The 20768-nt window shown below is 41.1% G+C and carries 22 protein-coding genes and 1 pseudogene; 12 read left to right on the top strand and 11 right to left on the bottom strand.

What is annotated here, in order from left to right:
* The first annotated feature begins 11 nt into the window (after positions 1 to 11).
* The 5 genes from ACFFAP_RS13885 to ACFFAP_RS13905 all read left to right on the top strand — a co-directional run bounded on the left by ACFFAP_RS13885 (position 12) and on the right by ACFFAP_RS13905 (position 4460).
* On the top strand, positions 12 to 1310 hold the full coding sequence (locus ACFFAP_RS13885; protein WP_375511775.1) for an MFS transporter: 1299 nt from the start codon (positions 12 to 14) through the stop codon (positions 1308 to 1310).
* Between the two features lie 74 nt (positions 1311 to 1384).
* Positions 1385 to 2074, top strand: a complete 690-nt coding sequence (locus ACFFAP_RS13890; protein ID WP_375511749.1) for an SDR family NAD(P)-dependent oxidoreductase — start codon at positions 1385 to 1387, stop codon at positions 2072 to 2074.
* Positions 2075 to 2108: 34 nt separating this feature from the next.
* Positions 2109 to 2876, top strand: coding sequence for a class I SAM-dependent methyltransferase (locus ACFFAP_RS13895; RefSeq protein WP_375511750.1), 768 nt, complete (start codon positions 2109 to 2111; stop codon positions 2874 to 2876).
* A gap of 409 nt (positions 2877 to 3285) precedes the next feature.
* Entirely contained in the window at positions 3286 to 3984 is a 699-nt protein-coding gene (locus tag ACFFAP_RS13900; protein WP_375511751.1) for a glutathione binding-like protein, read from the top strand.
* Positions 3985 to 4055: 71 nt separating this feature from the next.
* Entirely contained in the window at positions 4056 to 4460 is a 405-nt protein-coding gene (locus ACFFAP_RS13905) for a GNAT family N-acetyltransferase (protein WP_375511752.1), read from the top strand.
* A 161-nt stretch (positions 4461 to 4621) separates the two neighbouring features.
* On the opposite strand, the gene ACFFAP_RS13910 is transcribed toward ACFFAP_RS13905, so the two are convergent.
* The 7 genes from ACFFAP_RS13910 to ACFFAP_RS13940 all read right to left on the bottom strand — a co-directional run bounded on the left by ACFFAP_RS13910 (position 4622) and on the right by ACFFAP_RS13940 (position 9008).
* Positions 4622 to 5062 carry a hypothetical protein gene (locus tag ACFFAP_RS13910; RefSeq protein WP_375511753.1) on the bottom strand — a complete coding sequence of 147 codons (441 nt, stop codon included), beginning with the start codon at positions 5060 to 5062 and terminating at the stop codon, positions 4622 to 4624.
* Positions 5046 to 5711 (bottom strand): hypothetical protein, encoded by a 666-nt coding sequence (locus ACFFAP_RS13915; RefSeq protein WP_375511754.1) that lies wholly within the window; start codon positions 5709 to 5711, stop codon positions 5046 to 5048. The genes ACFFAP_RS13910 and ACFFAP_RS13915 overlap by 17 nt, the downstream gene beginning before the upstream one ends.
* A gap of 50 nt (positions 5712 to 5761) precedes the next feature.
* Complete coding sequence (locus tag ACFFAP_RS13920) at positions 5762 to 6508, bottom strand: hypothetical protein (RefSeq protein WP_375511755.1); 747 nt, start codon at positions 6506 to 6508, stop codon at positions 5762 to 5764.
* Positions 6509 to 6887: 379 nt separating this feature from the next.
* Entirely contained in the window at positions 6888 to 7043 is a 156-nt protein-coding gene (locus tag ACFFAP_RS13925; RefSeq protein ID WP_375511756.1) for a hypothetical protein, read from the bottom strand.
* Positions 7044 to 7342: 299 nt separating this feature from the next.
* The gene (locus tag ACFFAP_RS13930) at positions 7343 to 7663 is read right to left on the bottom strand and encodes a cytochrome P450 (protein ID WP_375511757.1); all 321 of its coding nucleotides are present in this window, start codon (positions 7661 to 7663) and stop codon (positions 7343 to 7345) included.
* The gene (locus tag ACFFAP_RS13935; protein WP_375511758.1) at positions 7660 to 8022 is read right to left on the bottom strand and encodes a cytochrome P450; all 363 of its coding nucleotides are present in this window, start codon (positions 8020 to 8022) and stop codon (positions 7660 to 7662) included. The genes ACFFAP_RS13930 and ACFFAP_RS13935 overlap by 4 nt, the downstream gene beginning before the upstream one ends.
* An 89-nt stretch (positions 8023 to 8111) precedes the next feature.
* A complete protein-coding gene (locus ACFFAP_RS13940; protein ID WP_375511759.1) occupies positions 8112 to 9008 on the bottom strand; it encodes a helix-turn-helix transcriptional regulator in 897 nt (298 codons plus the stop codon).
* A gap of 157 nt (positions 9009 to 9165) precedes the next feature.
* Between ACFFAP_RS13940 and ACFFAP_RS13945 the strand changes: the two genes are divergently transcribed.
* On the top strand, positions 9166 to 10362 hold the full coding sequence (locus tag ACFFAP_RS13945) for an MFS transporter (RefSeq protein WP_375511760.1): 1197 nt from the start codon (positions 9166 to 9168) through the stop codon (positions 10360 to 10362).
* Between the two features lie 281 nt (positions 10363 to 10643).
* Positions 10644 to 11492, top strand: a complete 849-nt coding sequence (locus ACFFAP_RS13950; protein ID WP_375511761.1) for a lysophospholipid acyltransferase family protein — start codon at positions 10644 to 10646, stop codon at positions 11490 to 11492.
* Between the two features lie 88 nt (positions 11493 to 11580).
* Here the strand turns inward: ACFFAP_RS13950 and ACFFAP_RS13955 are convergent, their stop codons facing one another.
* The 4 genes and pseudogenes from ACFFAP_RS13955 to acs all read right to left on the bottom strand — a co-directional run bounded on the left by ACFFAP_RS13955 (position 11581) and on the right by acs (position 15243).
* Complete coding sequence (locus ACFFAP_RS13955) at positions 11581 to 11841, bottom strand: MoaD/ThiS family protein (RefSeq protein ID WP_335033918.1); 261 nt, start codon at positions 11839 to 11841, stop codon at positions 11581 to 11583.
* A 120-nt stretch (positions 11842 to 11961) separates the two neighbouring features.
* Positions 11962 to 12219 (bottom strand): annotated as a pseudogene (locus ACFFAP_RS13960) (Uma2 family endonuclease); the annotation flags it as partial.
* Positions 12220 to 12462: 243 nt separating this feature from the next.
* Complete coding sequence (locus ACFFAP_RS13965; protein WP_375511762.1) at positions 12463 to 13143, bottom strand: tetratricopeptide repeat protein; 681 nt, start codon at positions 13141 to 13143, stop codon at positions 12463 to 12465.
* 126 nt (positions 13144 to 13269) lie between these two features.
* Positions 13270 to 15243, bottom strand: a complete 1974-nt coding sequence (gene acs / locus ACFFAP_RS13970; RefSeq protein WP_375511763.1) for an acetate--CoA ligase — start codon at positions 15241 to 15243, stop codon at positions 13270 to 13272.
* A gap of 229 nt (positions 15244 to 15472) precedes the next feature.
* Here acs and ACFFAP_RS13975 point away from each other — a divergent pair, with 229 nt between their 5' ends.
* The 5 genes from ACFFAP_RS13975 to ACFFAP_RS13995 all read left to right on the top strand — a co-directional run bounded on the left by ACFFAP_RS13975 (position 15473) and on the right by ACFFAP_RS13995 (position 20666).
* Positions 15473 to 16117, top strand: coding sequence for a restriction endonuclease subunit R (locus ACFFAP_RS13975; RefSeq protein WP_375511764.1), 645 nt, complete (start codon positions 15473 to 15475; stop codon positions 16115 to 16117).
* A gap of 22 nt (positions 16118 to 16139) precedes the next feature.
* Positions 16140 to 16889, top strand: coding sequence for a Uma2 family endonuclease (locus tag ACFFAP_RS13980; RefSeq protein WP_375511765.1), 750 nt, complete (start codon positions 16140 to 16142; stop codon positions 16887 to 16889).
* Between the two features lie 92 nt (positions 16890 to 16981).
* Complete coding sequence (locus tag ACFFAP_RS13985; RefSeq protein WP_375511766.1) at positions 16982 to 17671, top strand: hypothetical protein; 690 nt, start codon at positions 16982 to 16984, stop codon at positions 17669 to 17671.
* 67 nt (positions 17672 to 17738) lie between these two features.
* On the top strand, positions 17739 to 18179 hold the full coding sequence (locus tag ACFFAP_RS13990; protein ID WP_375511767.1) for a hypothetical protein: 441 nt from the start codon (positions 17739 to 17741) through the stop codon (positions 18177 to 18179).
* Positions 18180 to 19169: 990 nt separating this feature from the next.
* Positions 19170 to 20666 (top strand): hypothetical protein, encoded by a 1497-nt coding sequence (locus ACFFAP_RS13995; protein ID WP_375511768.1) that lies wholly within the window; start codon positions 19170 to 19172, stop codon positions 20664 to 20666.
* Positions 20667 to 20768 lie beyond the last annotated feature (102 nt).

Consider the following 20768-nt stretch of genomic DNA (forward strand, 5'->3'; position numbering starts at 1 on the left):
ACCCACTACTCATGTCCCTACCCTCCTTCCTAGCGCGTCGTTCCTTTCACTATGGCTGGCTCGTCGCGGGTTTAACATTTCTAGCCTTGCTGGTGGCGGCTGGAATTCGCTCTGCTCCTGGAGTTTTTATAGTGCCTCTCGAACAAGAGTTTGGCTGGAGTAGAGCGACTATATCTTTGGCAATCTCCATTAACTTAGTACTTTACGGATTGATTGGCCCTTTTGCCGCCACAGTTATGGAGCGGATCGGCATTCGCCGGATGATGGTGTTCTCACTTGCTGTCATTGCTCTCGGTGTCGGTTTAACCACTTTGATGTCAGCATCTTGGCAGCTAGTCTTGCTGTGGGGTGTAGTTGTCGGTTCTGGTAGCGGAGTTATCGCCCTGGTTTTGGGTGCTATTGTCGTCAATCGCTGGTTTTTGGAAAAGCGGGGTTTAGTTCTGGGCATCTTAACCGCCAGTACAGCTACGGGGCAATTAGTGTTTCTGCCGATGCTGGCTTCAGTCGCCGATCGCTTCGGGTGGCGAACTGCGGCTCTAGCTCTGACTGGTGCAGCACTCCTAATTATTCCAGCGATCGCAGCCTTTATGCGCGATCGTCCGGCAGATGTCGGTTTGCGACCCTTTGGCGACAACAGCGAAACTGTGGAAGTGTTACAGCTTAGAGCAAATTCCATCGCCTCCACCCTTAACGCTCTCTGGCAGGGAATGCGTAAGCGCGACTTCTGGCTGTTATTTGGTAGCTTTTTTATCTGTGGTGCTAGTACAAATGGGTTAATTGGAACTCATCTAATTCCCGCTTGTATTGACCACGGTATCCCTGAAGTCAAGGCTGCTGGTCTTTTGGCAATCATGGGACTATTCGATTTTTTTGGAACTACTATGTCCGGTTGGCTATCTGATCGCTGGAACAATCGCTACTTATTGTGTTGGTACTACGGACTGCGGGGTTTGTCTTTGATTTTCTTACCCTTCAGTTTCAACTTTTCCTTCTATGGACTTTCCATTTTCGCCGTCTTCTATGGACTTGATTGGATTGCCACTGTACCACCAACGGTGCGTCTTGTTGCTAATGTCTTCGGTAAAGAAAATGTCGGCGTTATGTTCGGTTGGATTGTAGCAGGACACCAGCTTGGTGCAGCCACAGCAGCATTCGGAGCGGGTGTGTTGAGAACTTGGACGGGTAGTTATTTACAAGCGTTTATTTTATCAGGCGTTCTCTGTTTGATTGCCGCAGTTTGTGTACTGCAAATTGGTCAAACTCCCACTAAGGGCAATTCACAGCTATCTTCAGTCACGCTCAATTCTTAATCTATAAATGTCTTAATCGAATGGCACTAAGAAAAGCTCTAAGCTAGACAGAATAAAGACTACAGGTTTAAAATATGGCAACAACAGCTCTAATTGTCGGTGCAGGTAGTGGACTAAGCGCTTCTTTAGCCCGCCTATTTGCAAAAGAAGGATTCACCGTAGCTTTAGCGGCTCGCCAAATTGAAAAACTCACTCAATTGAGCAGTGAAATTGGCGCAGTTAATTTCACTGCTGATGTCTCAAAGCCAGATGAAGTAGAACAGTTATTTATAGATATTGATAATAAAGTCGGTTCCCCGAATATTGTAGTTTACAATCCCAGTTTCCGGGTGCGGGGGCCACTTGTTGATCTAGACCCTGGTGAGGTGGCAAAAACCTTGGATGTAACTGCCTTTGGTGGCTTTCTCGTCGCCCAAGCTGCTACCAAAAGGTTTTTACAACTTGGTGGCGGTGCTATCTTCTTTACTGGAGCTTCAGCCAGTATCAAGGGTTATGCTCAGTCTGCTCCCTTTGCAATGGGTAAATTTGCACTGCGCGGTTTGGCTCAGAGTATTGCTAGAGAATTAGCACCAAAGAATATCCATGTAGCGCATTTCGTGATTGATGGTGGAATCCGCCCTACAGGCCGCCAAGATCCAGCAGATAATCCTGATAGTACTCTTGACCCGGATGCGATCGCTCAAACTTATCTCAGCATTTTACGTCAACCCCGCAGTGCTTGGACTTATGAAGTAGAACTACGTCCGTGGGTAGAGAACTTTTAAGCAAGACAATTGTTACAAAAATGGTTTTGCAGGTATGGAAATTGATTTTGGTGCAACTGCTACTGATTATGCAAAACACCGCGCTGGCTTTCCCAGTTCATTATTTAACAAACTGTCTGAATATGGTATAGGTTTACCAGGGCAGAATATTGTTGACCTTGGTACAGGAACAGGAACGCTAGCGCGAGGCTTTGCGGATAGAGGTGCTTATGTGATTGGCATAGACCGATCAGTGTCACTTTTAGAACAAGCTAGACAGTTAAGCGAATCAGTCCAACTCAAAGTAGATTATCGAGTTGCAACTGCCGAGAATACCAAGTTACCAGATGCAAGTGCTGATGTAGTGACAGCTGGACAGTGTTGGCATTGGTTTGATCGTCCCCGTGCTGTCCAAGAAATTACTCGGATATTGAGAAGAAATGGCTTGATCGCGATCGCTCATTTTGATTGGATACCCTTAAAAGGTAATGTAGTTGAAGCAACAGAACAATTGATTAAGGCTCATAATCCAGCGTGGAGACTGGACGGTGGTAATGGAATGTATCCCTTGTGGTTACAAGACATTGGTGAAGGAGGATTCCGAGAAATCCGCACATTTTCTTACGATGTATTTGTATCTTATACACACGAAGATTGGCGGGGGCGAATTCGTGCTAGTGCTGGGGTGGGAGCCAGTTTGAAACCAGAAAAGGTAGAAGTATTTGACCAGGAATTGGCGACATTACTCGAAGCAAAATATCCGACACCAATTCTTCAGGTTCACCATAGAGTTTGGGCTGCGATCGCCAAATCACCGCTATGAAAAAGTATAATGATCGCTGCCATTAAAGATAAAGGTTTTCGGTAACAGACAAGGCAAAATATTAAGCCAAGACGAATTAAAACAATACTTCAAAAATGACTCATGCACTTTTGGACTACCAAGCAATAAAATTGCTCCATCAAGATGAGCTACAGGGGCATGATGAATTGAAGCTCTATGTTTCATTCAGAGAAAGCCATGACTAGCGGCCAGCACAATAGTCCAGTATGGGGCTGTAGCTCCATTCTTGACTAGGGCAATACTTTTGGGTATAAAGTGCTAAAATGCTTACGTTATATACATTTTCGCAGTTGTTGCCCCCCTTTTTTTCAGATTTGGTGAGAAATCCGAAAGAGGTGTCTGCACCATTCACTTAAAAAACAATCGCACAATTTTAGGAAAAATAATCATGATTGATCTTTATTATTGGACAACCCCAAACGGTCATAAAATTACGATTTTCTTGGAAGAAGTCGGTTTGCAATATACCATAATTCCTGTGAATATTGCGGCTGGAGATCAATTTAAGCCGGAATTTCTGAAGATTTCTCCTAATAATCGGATGCCTGCGATCGTTGACCGCGAACCAGCAGGTGGAGGTGCGCCGATTTCTGTATTTGAGTCTGGTGCAATCTTGCTGTATTTAGCAGAAAAAACCGGGAAATTAATCCCCCAAGATTTACCTAGTCGCACTCAAGTTTTAGAATGGTTGTTCTGGCAAATGGCAGGGCTGGGGCCAATGGCGGGACAAAATCATCACTTTAGCGTTTATGCTCCCGAAAAAATTGAATATGCCATTAACCGCTACGTGAATGAGACGGGACGCTTATATGCAGTGCTGAATAAGCAACTAGCAGATAGAGAATTTGTGGCTGGCGATTATTCCATCGCCGATATTGCTGCTTATCCCTGGATTGTTGCCCATGAGATCCAAAGTCAAAACCTAGAGGATTTTCCTCACCTCAAGCGCTGGTTTGAGACAATTAAAGCGCGTCCGGCAACAATTCGCGCCTACGAAAAGGCAGAGGCATTCAAAACTGAAGCGCTTGATCCAGATAAGTTACGAGATTTGTTATTTAACCAGTCGGCGAAGACTATTCAGCCTTGAGCCTAATGAAATTGTCTTGTCACTGTGGCGATCGTTAAGTTAGCTCTAACCCCAGATCATCAGTCGCAACTATGAGCAACAATTTCTCACTATCTTCCTTTCCTCAATTAGAAACAGAAAGGCTGCTTCTTCGTGAGACAACGTTGCAGGATGCTGAGGCTATCTTTGCTGTATTTTCCGATCCAAGCGTGACTCAGTTTCACAATCTTGATACTTTCACTTCTCTTGAAGAGGCGATGTCTACGACGGGCTACGCCTACGCAGTCATTGAACGTAGAGCCAAGCGGTTTGAGCGAGGAGAAGGAATTCGCTGGGGAATTGCTTGTAAGCAAGACAACGTTTTGATTGGTTCTTGTGGGTTTACGTGGAACCCACAAGAACAGTCTGCTGAGATCGGTTATGAGCTTGCTAATACTTTTTGGAGACAAGGCATAATGACTGAGGCGGTGCATACCATCTTGGAATTTGGGTTTTAGAAAATGGGTTTGCGTTTCGTTGTTGCCCAATTCATGATTATCTTTAGCTATTAACAACAAAACTTTATACACTAATCATTTTACTTTGTAGATATCTCAATTAAGATAATCATATCAAATCACTAGGGGAAAGTCTTAAACAAAATAATCTCATCAAAATCTTATAAAGCACGTTTCATAAACTGTTGCACATTTCCGTACATTTCACCAACCAATCCGTCAAGTTCGTACTTTATATCTTCATATCTTCCAAGTTTGCTAGTCCACATACCATCATCTAGCTGTTTAGCTACGTGCTGCGGCTTACCGTCTTCTTTTACATATATAGCAATCTTTTCAAATCCAGCTTCAATTTCTGCATTAGTGCATATCTCGTAACCGCAAATTTGGAATGCAATAGTAAATGCTTGTAGTGTTTGCTCTCTAGGGGCACCCTTAGGCCAGTAATAATCCTCTCCAGGAGTAGGAGACCACCAACGGTCATCTTCATTATTAATTGCCCAAGCAATGCAATTGTATTCAGATGTGAATTTGCTTGTGATTTCGTATGTAGTCTTGGCTAAGTTAGGCCAATCAGCTTCAAGCTCAGCACTTGTATCCATGCTGTCTACCCCAATCCAACCAAGCCTCTGCCATTTTTTTAAGCCTCCCTCTATCTTCTGGCTTAATGGGATTAGCTCCAGTAATGGATCTTAATGCCCAAAACCAGTGTTCCGGCTCTCTGCTTAGTTCTTTAAGAATTAAAGGCACTGCATCTGTCCCCATGCCTATTATTTGTTGATATGCAGTGTGTAAAATCATATCACTCATTAATGACATATGCTTGGTTTCGCTACGCCATTGATTAGCAAGCTTAATGAAAGTGTCTTTTCGTTCTGCTTGCCTTAATAGATAACTTGACGGACGGTTTGTTGTTTGCTTCGCTTTCCGAGTTTTACTTTTTTGCAGTAAGGATTGTTCAGAAAAAACACACAACAATTTTTCTTCTGTCCATGTAAAAACCTCTTGTTTCCAGCTTTTAGTTATCAATAACGATGTTTTGCTTGTTTCAGTTTTAATTTGATTACTCAAATAAATATCGAAGTTATTATCTTTGAATAAATTGAAACTACTATAATTTTCTGGAATTGGCGCAGGAGAGACACAAACTCGGCGAAATTTAGGAAAATATGAATATTTGCTTAATTTTTTAGTACTTAATTTTTGAGTCCAAGAGTTTGTTTTATCTTTCGCTTTTTCTGATGTCAACATATTCCTAGCTTAATTGTTGATTGGGACTTTTTGATATTTATATGTTTGAATCAATCTTGTTGTTCATCGTCATCTTCTAGATTTTCTAATGCTTCAATTTCTAGTACAGGATTTATCCACTCTATTTCTGCTTTTTTTAAAACAGATCCAAGAGCATCTCTATTGTCTATTGCAATAACAATTTGCTCATGCAAATTATCTAAATCATCTGAGTCAAGAGCTACATAAAATTCTTTAGTTCCCTCTGCATCTTTATACTGAATTTTAAGCGTATGAATTAAGATAGCAGCTTCTACTTTTCTCTCAGTTTCTGAGTTAAATACAGGTCTTATGTCAGTAACAATCCTTGAATCTGAAAATATTCGCTCATGCTCAATCAGTAAATCAGAGGCTTTCTCCGAAACATCTAAGGAGAAACCAATACTTTCTAAAGCTTTTAATAGGCTGGATAACCTCCGTTTAAAACGTTCTTTCTGCTCTGTTTTGACTGAAAAAAACTCAGCAAATTCAGCGTCTTGTTCTATAGATTTACTGACTAAAGCCACAATAGCTTCATTAGACAAGTTTTCTTCTTTGTATAATTGCCTTAAAGATACTATAGTAACAACAAGACTTAGAGCAGTACGCCTATCAAGTTTTTGTATTTGAACTATTCTTTCAGAAATTTTATATACAATGTTTTCGACGGTCGGAGGAAAATCCCGTAAAGCTGATATAATTACATCAATAGCATCGTCATCAGTGTTTAAAATAAATTCAATACCAGACTTATACTGCTCAGGAATTTTGAAATCCATAAATTATCCCATTCTTACCAAAAATACTTGAAGCACAAATACTATGTAGCAATGGTAGTGTACTTTGCCGCACTGAAATGTATACACATTACATTTTTACCCTACCCTAAAGGATAAGCTTTAAAAAAAATACCTCTTACTCTATATAGTATATTATAGTCCATATAAAGATTGATTGCTTTTTCTTAAATATTTGAATATTAAGTAATATTTTTTTAATAAACCTTGATTTATTTTTAGTTTTGAGAACATCAATAACAGGGAATAAAATTTATACTTAAATAACACCGCTAATATGCAAGGTAATTATAAATCTCTTTCAGATATCTATTTTGTACAGACAAAAAGTTTAGGAAGATTTCTATTAACTGATTAAGTGCTATATAGATTTTGAGGATATCGTGTTTAGCGATCGCTCTATGCTCTCTAAGTAGCTTATAAACTGCTCAATTGGGCGAATCGATAAATAGTCTTCGCCTAAGACTGTCCAAGTAATTTGGTCGCTGTCAGAGATGCGTACCCTTTGAACTTTCACTTTACTTTGTAGATATTATTTACTTTGTATAAATGCTGTTAAACAGTAGTTTACAATGATTGGGTACACCTGTCAATGTTATTGTTTACTTTAAAGAATTATTTGAAGATGCTGTTGTTTAGTCATGTTGGATAACATACCTTCTAAAAAGTTGCTAGAAAAGTTAGGTTTTCACAGTCAGGGTGTACTGAAACAGTATGACTTATTCAAAGGGCAGTATCACGATCTGGAGCAATTTCTGCTTAATAAATAAAAAACTGCGTGAGTAGGTTAGCAACGGATACAGACTGATGTTGAGTTTAGTTTTTCAGATCAGGGTTGCTGACTTGCGCCTGTAATTGTCCTTCTACTTTAAACGGTGCTTGATGATAGTTGTTAAATTCATATTCTGGTGTCACTTTCCAATCATATCGTTGCAGCAACGTTGCCAAAAAAATCTTTATTTCCATCTTGGCAAACTCTATTCCAATGCATATATGTTCGCCACCACCAAAACCAATTAAAGCAAATGAGTCTTTTTTATCTTCTTCGCAGGGAGGGGCAAAGCGTTCTGGATCAAAACTTTCTGGGTTAGTATAAATCTCGCTCATACGATGCGTTAATCCTTGAGCAACAATCACCACCCAACCAGGAGGAATGCGGTAACCTGCGTATTCAAAGCCATTAAGCGACGAGTGCGGCGATGTTCTTCGCCATCCTGAAGCATCATCGGCCGCCCGAAAATATGCTCCATAGCCAGTTTCCATCCTAAGTAGGAAGATACATGATCGGCTTTTTCTTGCAAAATTAGTCGATTTGCTTGTGTCCCTACCAAAACTGCATATTTCTTTCCTAAAATGCTGGTTTTAAAAACGGGCCCGTAGCGTTGGTAGTTCTTCGTCAGCCCCCATCCTTGAGTAGCAAATAATCTGAGAGTTTCACCTAAAATGGGTAGCCCAAAGCTACCGGGCATTTCCTCGGCTGGTTTTAGTTGTGTCATTTTTTATACTATAGAACTCAAAGTATGGTGATAACTATTGAGTCTAGCTTTTACAAGATTATGCCGTCTCACGCAATCTTCCGAAAAATTCAGTGTAGCTTCTTAAATGCTTGAGGAGTGATGCCGATATATTTGCGAAAAACCTTGGTGAAATGACTTTGACTTTGAAATCCTACTAGTTGCGAAACTTGTATAACTGATAATTCTCGCTTTGCAAGTAAAGATTTTGCTCTTTCAACTCGACATTTAGTGACATATTGGTGAGGTGCTATTCCCATTGATTGCTTAAACAAGCTAGCAAAATAATGCGGACTTATCTGTGCGATCGCCGCAATTTCTGCAAGGGACAAACTTTTATCTAAATTATCGTTGATATAGGCGAGCGCTGATTTTAATTTATGTTTTGGTAATCCATCAGTGTATTCTCTAATAATAAATTTATGCGTCGAGTAACGTTTCAATAAATGTACTGCTAATAGATTTACTGCTGATTCTATATATAGGTAACTATCAAATCCACTAGTTTCTATTTCCTGCTTGAGTGTCAGTCCAATTTGTTGAATTAGTGGGTCATGGGTTTGCAGTTTTTGTACAATTTCAACTGCATCAGCATTTACTGATTCGTAGGCAACACGAGTAATCAACGCTGGTTCAAGACCGACGTGGATAAACCCTAATTCCTGTTCAAATTGTACTGCTGGAGAAATTTGATGAGCAGGAAAAATTCCTACATCAGTAGTTGCATAAGATTTACTTTGCCAGTGTCCGTTAATTTTTAATTTTGCCTCAAACTCTCTACTATAAATGGTAATAATGTGCTGAAAAGGCGATGTCTCAGGAAGTTGATAGTTCGACTGACGATGATAGGCAAAATAAAAACCATTCCAATCGGCGACTGGGCTAGAGATAATTAAAGGTTTGGGAAGGAATTGTTTTAGCTTGTCTGGTTGGGCGGCATTAATTCTAAAAGGCTGGTCTATTTGCATGACGACTCGCACGCTTTTTTTCTAAATATAAATTACCACAGAAGGAAAGAAGAGTTACTCAAGAGTAACTCTTTTACTTCTCCAACCTCGTCAGCCCTTCCTCTTCTGCAAAAAGTCTATTCTAGAAATGCGAAAACTCAAACTACAGGAGAACACAGTGGGCAGGTTAGCAAAGGATATAGCAGGCAAAACACCTGTCTCATTAGGACTGTTGGGTGCTGCTGCCTTCATGGTAGTTGCTGATGCACGGGTGATTGACCCCCTGCTGCACATCATTGCTGACGAGTTTAAAGTCGGTGTTGGCAGTGCTGCGGTGATTATCTCGGCATACACGATTCCCTACGGACTATTTCAGTTAGTCTATGGGCCACTAGGCGATCGCATCGGCAAAATTAAGGTAATTACAGTAGCGCTGGCGGCATTTGCTGTGGGTACTGCTGTTTGTGCCTTTGTGTCAAATATCTTCTTACTTACCTTGCTGCGGTTTCTCACAGGGATGGCTGCTGCTGGGATCATCCCCGTTACCCTAGCTTATATTGGTGACAACTTTCCTTATGAAGAACGCCAAGCTGCGATCGGCAAGTATTTAAGTGCCCTGGTGCTAGGTCAAATCCTCGGTGGTAGTTTGGGCGGTATTTTTGGAGAATATATCGGCTGGCGTGATATCTTTCTCGTATTTGGAATCGTCTCCCTTGGCATTGCTGGACTTCTGTGGCGTGGGACGCGTCATCTGAGCAATGATCAACGTCCCCAAGGTCGTGTAGGTAGGATAACATTTCGACCTTATTACCAACTATTGACTCAACCGATCGCCCGGACTGTAATTATAGGGGTCTTTGTGGAAGGCTTTTGCGTGTTTGGGGCATTTGCTTACATTGGCGCATTTCTGCGCGATCGCTATAGTCTAAGTTATCTAGCGATCGGGTTTATGCTCAGTGGTTTTGGATTGGGTGGACTGATTTACAGTCGTTCAGTTAAATGGTTGGTAAGGCGACTGGGTGAAATTGGTTTAATCGGAGTGGGAGGAGGCTTGATGTGTATCAGCTTCTTAGCGATCGCATTATTCCAGAACTGGATGCTGTTTATCCCCTTGAGTATTTTAATGGGATTGGGCTTTTATATGATGCACAGCACCCTCCAGACCCAAGCCACTGAGCTAACACCAGAAGCACGAGGTACTGCTGTTTCGCTGTTCGTCTTTAACCTGTTTGTTGGACAGGGAATCGGCGCGGCAGTATTTGGTAGGATTGTGGATAATTTCGGCTACATTTATTGTTTTATTGTGGTTGGTGTAGCGATCGCTTTGCTCTCTATTTGGCTAGTCAAGCAGAAGCAAAACAGCGATAAAAGCTAAGTACAGCATTTCATTAATTTGTAGCGAATTAAATTTTGCAATACCCAACAATGCCAACGCGTCGGTCGCCTTGTCAATGCATCGGCTTGCATTGTTAATGCGTCAACTTGCATTGTTAATGCGTCGGCTGGCATTGTTAATGTATCGGCTGGCATTGTTAATGCGTCGCTCGCCTTGTTAATGTGTCGGCTTGCATTGTTAATTCATGTTAATTGTAATTATGAATGATTAATTATCAATGATGAATTATGTTCACCTTTACCAATCCTGTTAAAGCATCGATGTCAAAAAAGCAACATTTATTAAACAAAAAACCCGGTTGGTCTTTGGATGAGCGAGATCCAAAGTTCATAGAATTTCTGATGCCTTTGTTTGGCTTTTTGTATCACTACTATTTCCGAGTTCAAACTAGTGGCTGGGATAATATTCAACCCAAAGAAAAAGTCCTATTGGTCGGTTCGCATAATGGAGGACTCGCGGCTCCCGATATGACAATGATGATGTACGACTGGTTCCGACAATTTGGTGTAGAGCGACCCGTTTATGGTTTAATGCATCCTATGGCTTGGCAGGTTAGCCCGCCACTAGCGCAATTGGTCGCCAAGGCTGGAGCAATAATTGCTCATCCAAAAATGGCTTACGCTGCCTTGCACTCTGGAGCTAGTGTGCTAGTTTATCCTGGTGGAGCCGAAGATATCTTCCGACTGCATAATTTACGTAACAAAATCCACTTTGCGGGGCGGCAAGGATTTATCAAGTTAGCGTTGCGGGAAAATGTGCCGATTGTCCCTGTGATTTCCTGGGGCGCTCACGATACGCTGATTGTGCTGGCTGACTGCTACAAAATTGTACGGCAACTCCATGAATGGGGAATGCCTTGGCTGTTTGGGATTGATCCGGAAGTTTTTCCGATCTATCTCGGACTGCCTTGGGGATTAGCAATTGGCCCGTTACCCAACATTCCATTACCTGTAACCATGTACACGCGGGTTTGTCCGCCAATTGTATTTCAACGCTACGGCCCTGAAGCAGCCAGCGATCGCTTCTATGTCAATGAATGTTATGAATTAGTTGTTAGTCAGATGCAGCAAGAGTTAGATCACTTAGTGAAGCTAGCTGCTAAGTCCTAAAGCTCTTGAGTAGAATTAGCACGTCCAACTTCTAAACAGTTTGATTCCAGATTGTTTAACTCATAATTCCTAACTCATAACTGTTTTGCTAGCCGCCACTGACTGGCGGAATTAACACAACTTCATCGCCATCTTGTAGTAGCGTATCTGGTTCGACAAATATCAGATTAATCCCAAAGCGGGTGATGTCACGCCATTGCGAGAGTTCGGGGTGTTCAGCTATCAAGCGATCGCATACTGCTTTGACTGGCATACTTTTAGGAAATTCCAACACCAGTTCCGAAACCCTAAAGGCTTCTTGATAAGCAGCGAACAATTTTACGGTAACGGTGATTGCAGATTTAGACATACAACATGCTTTGGCAGTACCTGCAAGTAGTTTAATACTTGACTTGCACCCTGAACTCTTGGGCTTAATTATACATTACTAAGTACATGGTTTCATAAGTTCATAGCGAAAAAATGTTTCTTAACCCAACATTTCTGGGTCAATTCCTAAAGCGTTGAGTTGTTCAATAGAGAGAGTACGCAATTTCTCTACAATTTTCTCCCGCTTTTGTCGCTCAATGACAGCCCGTTCCTCACCTGTTAGCAGTAAATTTCCTTGTGCATCCCACCAGCGCAACCAAGGTAACTCTGCATTCTGGTAAAATCCTTGCCAGATTCCTAACTCTACCCCCATAAGAACAATTGGGAAATGTCCTCATTCATTGGGTTTCATTAGTTGTAGGACTTACGCAAACTCTACGATTCTTCTCTGCGAGACGCTACGCGTTGGCGTTCTTCTCTGCGAGACGCTGCGCGATGGCGGTTCGATAAATTAAGCTTTTTAGCACTTTTTGCGTAAGTCCTGTTAACGAAAATCCGTTGTTTTAAGCTTTTTTTAATTATCCTGCGATTGTAAATAGGCCATGCTGTAGGGGCACAGCATTGCTGTGCCCTTACTTTTATCCACTGAATAATATGATTTTCATGAAACACTAGGATCGTCAGCAGTTTTTATCTCTTTCAAGATTCGTTCGACTTGATTAACTTTTTCACCTCTATTCTGTGCTTTGAAAATATTTAAAGCTTTTTCTAGAGAAGATAGTGCCTCATCTTTTTTATTTGTTTGCCACAATGCCAGAGCAAAATTAGTCAATGCCTCGCCATAATTAGGATTAATTTCTAGAGCTTTTTTATATTGAGTAATGGCTTCTTCCCAGCGACTTTGGCTAGCATAAACCATACCACTCGCATTGTAAGCTAGAGCGTATTTTGGCTGGAGGCGAATCGCTTCTTGGTAGGCGCTAATTGCTTCTTCTGGTTTCTTTTCCTGAAAAAGCGCGTTTCCTAATTGAAAGTGCCCAAAAGCATCTTCTGGATATTTTTTAATGAATTGACGTAAATTTTCTTCTGCACCTTTGAAGTTTCCCTGATTGTACAGAGTATTAGCTTGTTGGATCATCTGCGATCGCTCTGGTGTCCCTGTGTCTGAAGACTGTGCTAGTTTTTGTGATTGTCTCTCAATCGGCTGTTCAGGCGAATCCAAAGAAACTTTTGCAGTCACCGCTAACGCTAATGGTGATAAACCAATTACAGTGATAATACTCAGCGTCATGCCGCTAAAAGATTGAACAAATGCTGATTTGGGTTTGCGCTTCACCTTCATCGATCTGAATGCCTCAATAATGTTATAATGTTTATGATAAATGAGGTGCGTTATCGCGTAATGCATCACAAGACAGACGGTAAAGGCGCATATATGTGCGCCCTTACTAAGGTCATTTGGAACTATTTACGCACCTTCCCGCAATTTATCCAACACGCTTCTATCTTCTAAGGTCGAAGTATCCCCAGATACCTCTTCCCCAGCAGCTAGATTCCGCAGCAAGCGCCGCATAATCTTACCCGATCGCGTTTTGGGCAAAGCATCGGTAAAACGAATTTCTCCGGGACGCGCGATCGCACCGATTTCTTTGACAACGTGCAGTTTGAGTTCTTTACTCAGTTCCTCACTTCCCTGATAAGTGCCTTCTAAAGTCACAAAAGCAACTACTTCTTCACCTTTGAGTTCATCGGGTTTACCCACTACCGCCGCTTCTGCAACTGCTGGATGCGAAACTAAGGCTGATTCTACTTCCATTGTACCGAGTCGGTGTCCTGATACATTCAGTACATCATCTACACGACCCATTACCCAGAAATAGCCGTCTTCATCAAGTCTAGCGCCATCACCAGCAAAGTAAATATAGTTACCATCTTGGGGCGGAATGTGTTCCCAATAGGTGCGGCGGAAGCGTTCTGGATCGCCGTAGACTGTGCGCATCATTCCTGGCCAAGGATGGCGCACTGCTAAATAACCGCCTTCCTTATTGGGTACAGTATTTCCTGACAAATCTATGATATCTGCGATAATTCCGGGGAAGGGAAGAGTTGCAGAACCGGGTTTGGTGGGGATTGCTCCTGGTAGCGGTGTAATCATGATACCGCCGGTTTCCGTTTGCCACCAAGTATCAACTATTGGACAGCGTTCCCCACCAATGACTTTGTGATACCACATCCAAGCTTCTGGGTTAATCGGTTCGCCGACGGTTCCCAGCAAACGCAATGAAGATAGATTTCGCGCATTCGGATGTTGTTCACCCATCTTAATAAATGCTCGAATTGCTGTAGGTGCGGTATAAAAAATATTAACGCCGTATTTTTCAATTACATCCCATGTACAACCAGGATTAGAAGCACGGGGCGCACCTTCATACATCAGGCTCGTTGCACCGTTGGAAAGCGGGCCGTAGACAATGTAACTGTGTCCCGTAATCCAACCTACATCTGCGGTACACCAATATACATCTGTGTCTTGCAGGTCGAATATCCACTTGGTGGTCATGTGGGTATACAAATTATAACCAGCAGTTGTATGCACTACGCCCTTCGGTTTGCCCGTGCTGCCGGAAGTGTAGAGAACAAACAGCATATCTTCGCTGTCCATTGGTTCGGCGGGACAATCTGCTGATGCACCTTTTTGTAAATCATGCCACCAATGATCGCGTCCTCCCAACTGCATATAAGTTTCCTGTCCGGTGCGCTTGACAACTAGGACATTTTCTACACTGGGAACAGCACCATCAGCTAAGGCTTTATCTACCTGTTCCTTGAGAGGAACGATCGCATCTTTGCGCCAACCACCATCAGCCGTGATTACCAGTTTAGCTTTAACATCGATTAAGCGATCGCGCAAAGCTTCAGCACTAAAACCACCAAATACCACGCTATGGGGTGCGCCAATTCTGGCACAAGCTAACATCGCGATCGCAGCTTCGGGAATCATCGGCATATAAATACCAACGCGATCGCCTTTTTGTACACCCAGTTGCTTCAATACATTGGCGAACTGGCAAACTTCTCGGTGCAGTTGGGCATAAGTGAGGGTACGCGAATCACCTGGTTCTCCTTCCCAAATCAATGCTGCTTTATTTTTGCGCCAGGTAGTGAGATGTCTGTCAAGGCAGTTGTAAGAAATATTTATTTTACCACCAACAAACCATTTAGCAAAAGGCGGTTGCCAGTCTAATACTGTATCCCATTTTTGGAACCATTCTAATTCTGTTGTAGCCAAATCTGCCCAAAATTGCTGCGGATCGGCTTTTGCTTTGTCGTAGAGACGCTGATAGTCTTCTAGACTTTTGATATGGGCGTTTTGTGAGAATTCCGAGGCAGGATGGAAGAGGCGATTCTCTTGTAGGATTGATTCTATAGTTGGTTGAGACATGGTTAGTTATGAGTGCGATCGCTATTGTTACTAAAAACTATTCTTAGCCCAGTTGTGCTAGACATTGTTTAGATTTTCGTTAAGCTAAGTAGAAATTGCCGAGTTATTTAGTTTACATTGATTTTCATCTAGCAAAAGCAAGCGATCAAGAAATGTAAAGACGTTTTACAACCTGTTTTTCGGGAATGTTGCAAAATGTAAGTAGTCTTGACAAACATCTTCTAAAATTATGACGCTCACTGTTGAAGCTAGCAGTTTATCTCTCAACGATGTTCATCGCTTTCTCAAAGTAGAAGAACTTTCCAATGGTTCATTCACAAATTTCTTAAGTCTAGAACCACTTTCTGAGTTTGAACAGCAGGATTTATTGCGAATCAGAAATGACTTCCGTCGTTATTTAAGCGCAGGTAAAATTTCTGAAGGTTTGGTTAAATTTATAACTATCGCACCCTTAATGCGGTTAGCAGGATTTTACGATGTGCCGATTCGGTTGACAATGGAAGATAGCATTGCGATCGCAGTCGAAGATGAAGACAAAAGAATTACCGGGCGGATGGATATTTTAGCAATCAACAGTCCTCAAAGTAATATTGCGCCGCCTTTTTGGGTTCTAGTAATTGAAACGAAAAATAGTTCGGTCAATGTAATTGAGGGTTTACCTCAATTACTCACTTATGCTTTTAAGAGTATAGAGCAACAACCATCAGTTTGGGGTTTGGTAACTAACGGACAGCTTTATCAATTTATTTATCTAAGACATGACAACCAGTCAAATTATGAGTTAATGCCATTATTAAATTTGAGTCAATCTCCAGATGCAATTGAGTTATTACAAGTTTTCAAAGCCATTTGTAAGTTACCAAATTTTCAGTAAATAAATCGCGGAGCGATCGCTGATGTCTGAACCTGCTACTTTAGAAATCATCTCTGATGGTATTTCAGAAGACGAAATTATTTTTCCTCCTGGCGATATACTGAGTGACGAACCACCCTTGGAAAGTGACCTACACCGAGAACAAATTGATTTGCTGATTCGTATCCTCAAATTGTGGTGGCGAGAAAGGCAAGATTTTTATGCTTCTGGCAATTTGACGATTTACTACAGTCCTAACCAGAAAAAATCAGAACATTTCCGTGGCCCAGACTTTTTTGTAGTCTTGGGAACCGAGAAAAAAGACCGTAAAAGTTGGGTAGTTTGGCAAGAAGATGGCAAATATCCGAATGTGATTGTGGAAATTTTGTCAAGTTCAACCACAGCAGTTGATAAAGGTTTAAAAAAACAAGTTTATCAAGATACCTTCCGTACACCAGATTATTTCTGGTTTGATCCTGTAACAATGGAACTCCAGGGATTTCATCTAGTTGATGGAAAGTATCAAGAAATTCAAACCACTACTGATGGACGTTTGTGGAGTCAGCAGTTAGAACTTTATTTAGGAGTTTATGAAGGTAAATTAAGATTCTTCACTACTGAAAATCAATTAATACTATCATCAGAAGAGTTAGCTGAACAAGAACGTTTACGCGCCGAGCAGGCAGAAGAACGCGCCCAACAAGCAGAAGAACGTGCCGAACAAGCAGAGCAAGAAATTGCTCGACTACGGGAGGCTTTACGTATACAAGGTATCGACTTAGAGAATATTTGATGACATCAGGAAATTAATTAAAGACATTTTCAAGTTAAAATCTAGTTATCAATGTGTAAAAAAAGCGTAATCTTCTGAAAGTAGGGCATCGTTTGCAAGCAACAGAAATTAAGGATCAGCTAAAGTCCCTTATCGAGCAAGCCTCCTCGATAGATCGTAATTTAGCGAGAAGATTAGATGAAATCAATCGTTGGGTTAAAGACATCAAGCCAGGTTCTCTGACTGCAAAACCTTTTGTCATAGCCTTTTTACTAGAGGTAATTACGGATTCGACAATTTGGCTGATAATCAAATCCTTACCTTCAGAAGAAGAACAAAAAGCAAAGTTCGAGTTGATGACACCGATTGAGAGATATTGGTATGGTTATCTATTTCCCAGATGGTTTAATGCAAGTGACTCCAAGTTTTATATTTGGAAGCAAAAATTGATGGCAGGCGAATTTAATCAGGTAGATCATGATATCATTAAATCAATAGCCCAAGATATTGTTCAGCGAGAAGGTAGTTTTTGGCAGCGTTATATAGCCGACCTTTCTATGGCAACAGATTTAATTGTTAGTCGTAACAATCAACCACTGTGTATTCAAATTACCAGTGTTAGTGAAGAACTTAATCAACAAAAGTACGAAGCTTGGCAAAATACACTGCGCTCGTGGGAAATCGAGAGGGGGCTGTTCTTAAGTTACAATCCCAAAGATGCTAATTTTGTCAACCAGTTAGTCAACGTGGCCCTGTATAACAGTGATTACCTTTCTGGTGGCAAATATTTAAAATTTTCGTGAACTTTCAAGAATTTGATATTTCAGATTTGTGTCTAGTTTACATACTTACGTGCAAATTACAGCTTTTATGCCTAATAAAAGAGAAACTCACTGCAACAATCAAGTAGATACATTTGCTGAAGCTTTAGCGACGGCGCGACAAATGCAGCAAAACTGGCTAACTTATGGGGTTGATTTTGTCAATATTTACGTTGAAGATGTGGAGGGAGACTGGCTAGAAACGTGGGGACATGACGAAATATTAGGTAATTCTCGATTAGATACTATTAAAGAATTTTTGGTAAGTAATGATAGTGTAGCTGTGAAAGTAAGAGAACATCTAGGAGAGCGATCGCTGTTTGATTTTGCAGTAAACTTAGATGAATCTTGGAGAATTCCTGGAGTAGATGACAGGCTATCTGCTGTAAAAAATCTGCTAGCTGGTGAAGGAAATAGTGTTAATACAGATGATATCAGGTTATTGGATTTAGCAAATACTCTGGTGGGAAAGTTGGCAGAGATTTTGTGAAATTTAGAATTACAGCAGAATTCAAGTATTTGAACCACATCTGTTGTAGGGGCGCAAGGCCTTGCGCCCCTACCGCGCGGTCTATTTCCCTGAAAATAGCTGTAAGTTGTAAGTAGGTGGGCGTAAATATTTGTCCTTGGGATAAGGCAGAAGGCAGGAGGCAGGAGGGAAGAGGGTTTTAGCCTTGTTCATTTTTGTTAACATAGTTTGGTTTTATTCTGCCGACCTACTTAGTAAATTGCTTTGAGACGTTATTTACGTTTGTCCTATTTAGGTTGTCAACGCAGATTTTAGATAAAAATCTCACCAGAGGCAAGATAGGACGATTAAAAGCTGGCGGCGCTAATAATTATAAATTTATATGTTTATTGTCAATGTTGAAGCAATTGTTACTCCCGTTGAAGCATTTATAAGAAACGTTTAAGCATTTGTTGCAAACGTTAGATTTTGTCTTATCAATGTTGAAGCAGTTGTTACTCACATTGAAGCATTTATAAGAAACGTTAGATTTTGTCTTATCAATGTTGAAGCAATTGTTACTCAGGTTAAAACTCTGGTTAATAACGTTGAAAGTTTTCCCTTACAGCGTACACTCGACTTTCACCAGAGAAACTGGATTAGCCTCTATCTCTCTGGAATCTAAACATCTGTTATTGTATGCATCAGTTAAGATGTCGCCAGATAAGGTAGGATAATTTGGAACCAATCACAGCTAGTGCGATCGCAACTCTCGCTTTTAAAGCGTAAAAGTTCCTGTCAATCGTGATGATGGTGTTATGTAGCTTGTAAAATTTAGTTAATAAATATTAAGTTTACTAAACTTTTGCAAAAAACTAATATATCCAGTTATTTTAATGTTAAGTAATTGATTGATACTTGATAGTTTGTGGAATGCAAAGCTTGCCTAAATTTAAAGAGCAGCATTAACAAATCCACAACACCAATTTTTGCAATACAACCAATTAATCAAGATAACCAGAGGTATACACTATGGCTCCAGTATCTGATATCTTTCTGTTACAAGACTTAACAGGGTCATTTGTTGACGATTTGCCCAACCTCAAAGATATCTTTCCTTCACTGGTAGATAACTTAAAAAACCCAAATTTTCAAATTGTCTATGGTGCTGACCCTTTCTTTGGGGTTGCCTCTTTTAAAGATAAACCAGTTGGTGGTTTGGGTGATGCTGGTGACTTTGTTTATCGAAACAACATCGCTTTGACAGGGGATACAGTTAGTGTTGTTTCAACAGTCAATGGCTTGAGTGCTGATGGTGGCGGGGATTTTCCCGAAGCACAATTAGAAGCACTTCTGCAACTATCTTTCAGTCCCAATTATAGACCAGATTCAACTCGCATTGCTTTAGTAGTCACGGACGCTGCTTTTCATACACCACCAGATGGTGCAAACGCTAGTCCTACTATTACTCGACCGAATAATGGAGATAATGTAGTCGATGCTGATGAAGATTATCCGACTATTGTGCAACTAAAAGATCGGCTAGTTGCAAGTAATATTATTCCCGTTTTTTTAGTTACACCGGATGTTATAAGCTTTTATGAACAGCTAGTCAAAGACCTGGGTCGGGGTGAAGTAATAGGTCTTGATAGGACAAGTATAACTATTGCTGATGCTATAAAATTTGGCGTTGCTAGTGCAAGAGGGATAATAACCGACGCGGGAACACCAGAACCCAATACCATTGATCTAAGTGGTAGTGATAGCGATAAAGTCGTGTTTTCAGGAAGTGGTAATGACTTTGTTACAGGAGGAAATGGTAACGATTATATTGATGGGGGAGCTGGTGATGACTTTGTTGCTGGTGGTGATGGTGAAGACACACTTGATGGTGGAACTGGTAGTGACATAGGTCGTGGAGGTGGTGGTGATGATTTTGTGGTCGATGGTTTATCTGGTAACGATATTTACGATGGGGGAGCAGGAAACGATACTATCATCGGCGGTCCTGGTATCGATAACCTGAACGGGGGAGAAGGTGATGATAATCTCCAAGGAGATCGTGGTAACGATGTCCTTTCAGGGGGAATAGATAATGATAATCTCCAAGGAGGTGATGGTGACGATAACCTCAGGGGCGATAGTGGTAATGACATTTTAATAGGAGGTGCAGGTTCAGATTTCTTTGTATTTGACAGTAACAAAGCCTTTATCAGTTCTGATCTCGGAGTAGACCAAATTTCTGACTTTTCAAGTGGCACAGACAAAATCCGTTTGTCGAAAAAAACTTTTACCGCTCTAGACAACACTTCCAATGGTGAATTACTTGGCTCTAACTTTGCCGTAGTCGCTGTCGATTCTCTAGCTGTAGATAGTAGTGCAGAGATTGTTTATAGCTCTAGCAGTGGCAACCTGTTCTACAACCAAAATAACGATGCGGCTGGTTTTGGTTCGGGAGGTTTGTTTGCAACTATTGTGGGTTCTCCTGCCAGCTTATTAACTTCAGATTTCTTTGTTTTTGGTGTGTAGATTAGTTTAGTTCTAAACTTAACTTTAGCTCGACTTTATCCATTTTTTGACAACGCTCAAGCTGACGCTGAAACCTCTGTGGAACGGTAGTTTTACTTATTC

The organism is uncultured Nostoc sp., assembly GCF_964245575.1.
Taxonomy (GTDB): domain Bacteria; phylum Cyanobacteriota; class Cyanobacteriia; order Cyanobacteriales; family Nostocaceae; genus Nostoc.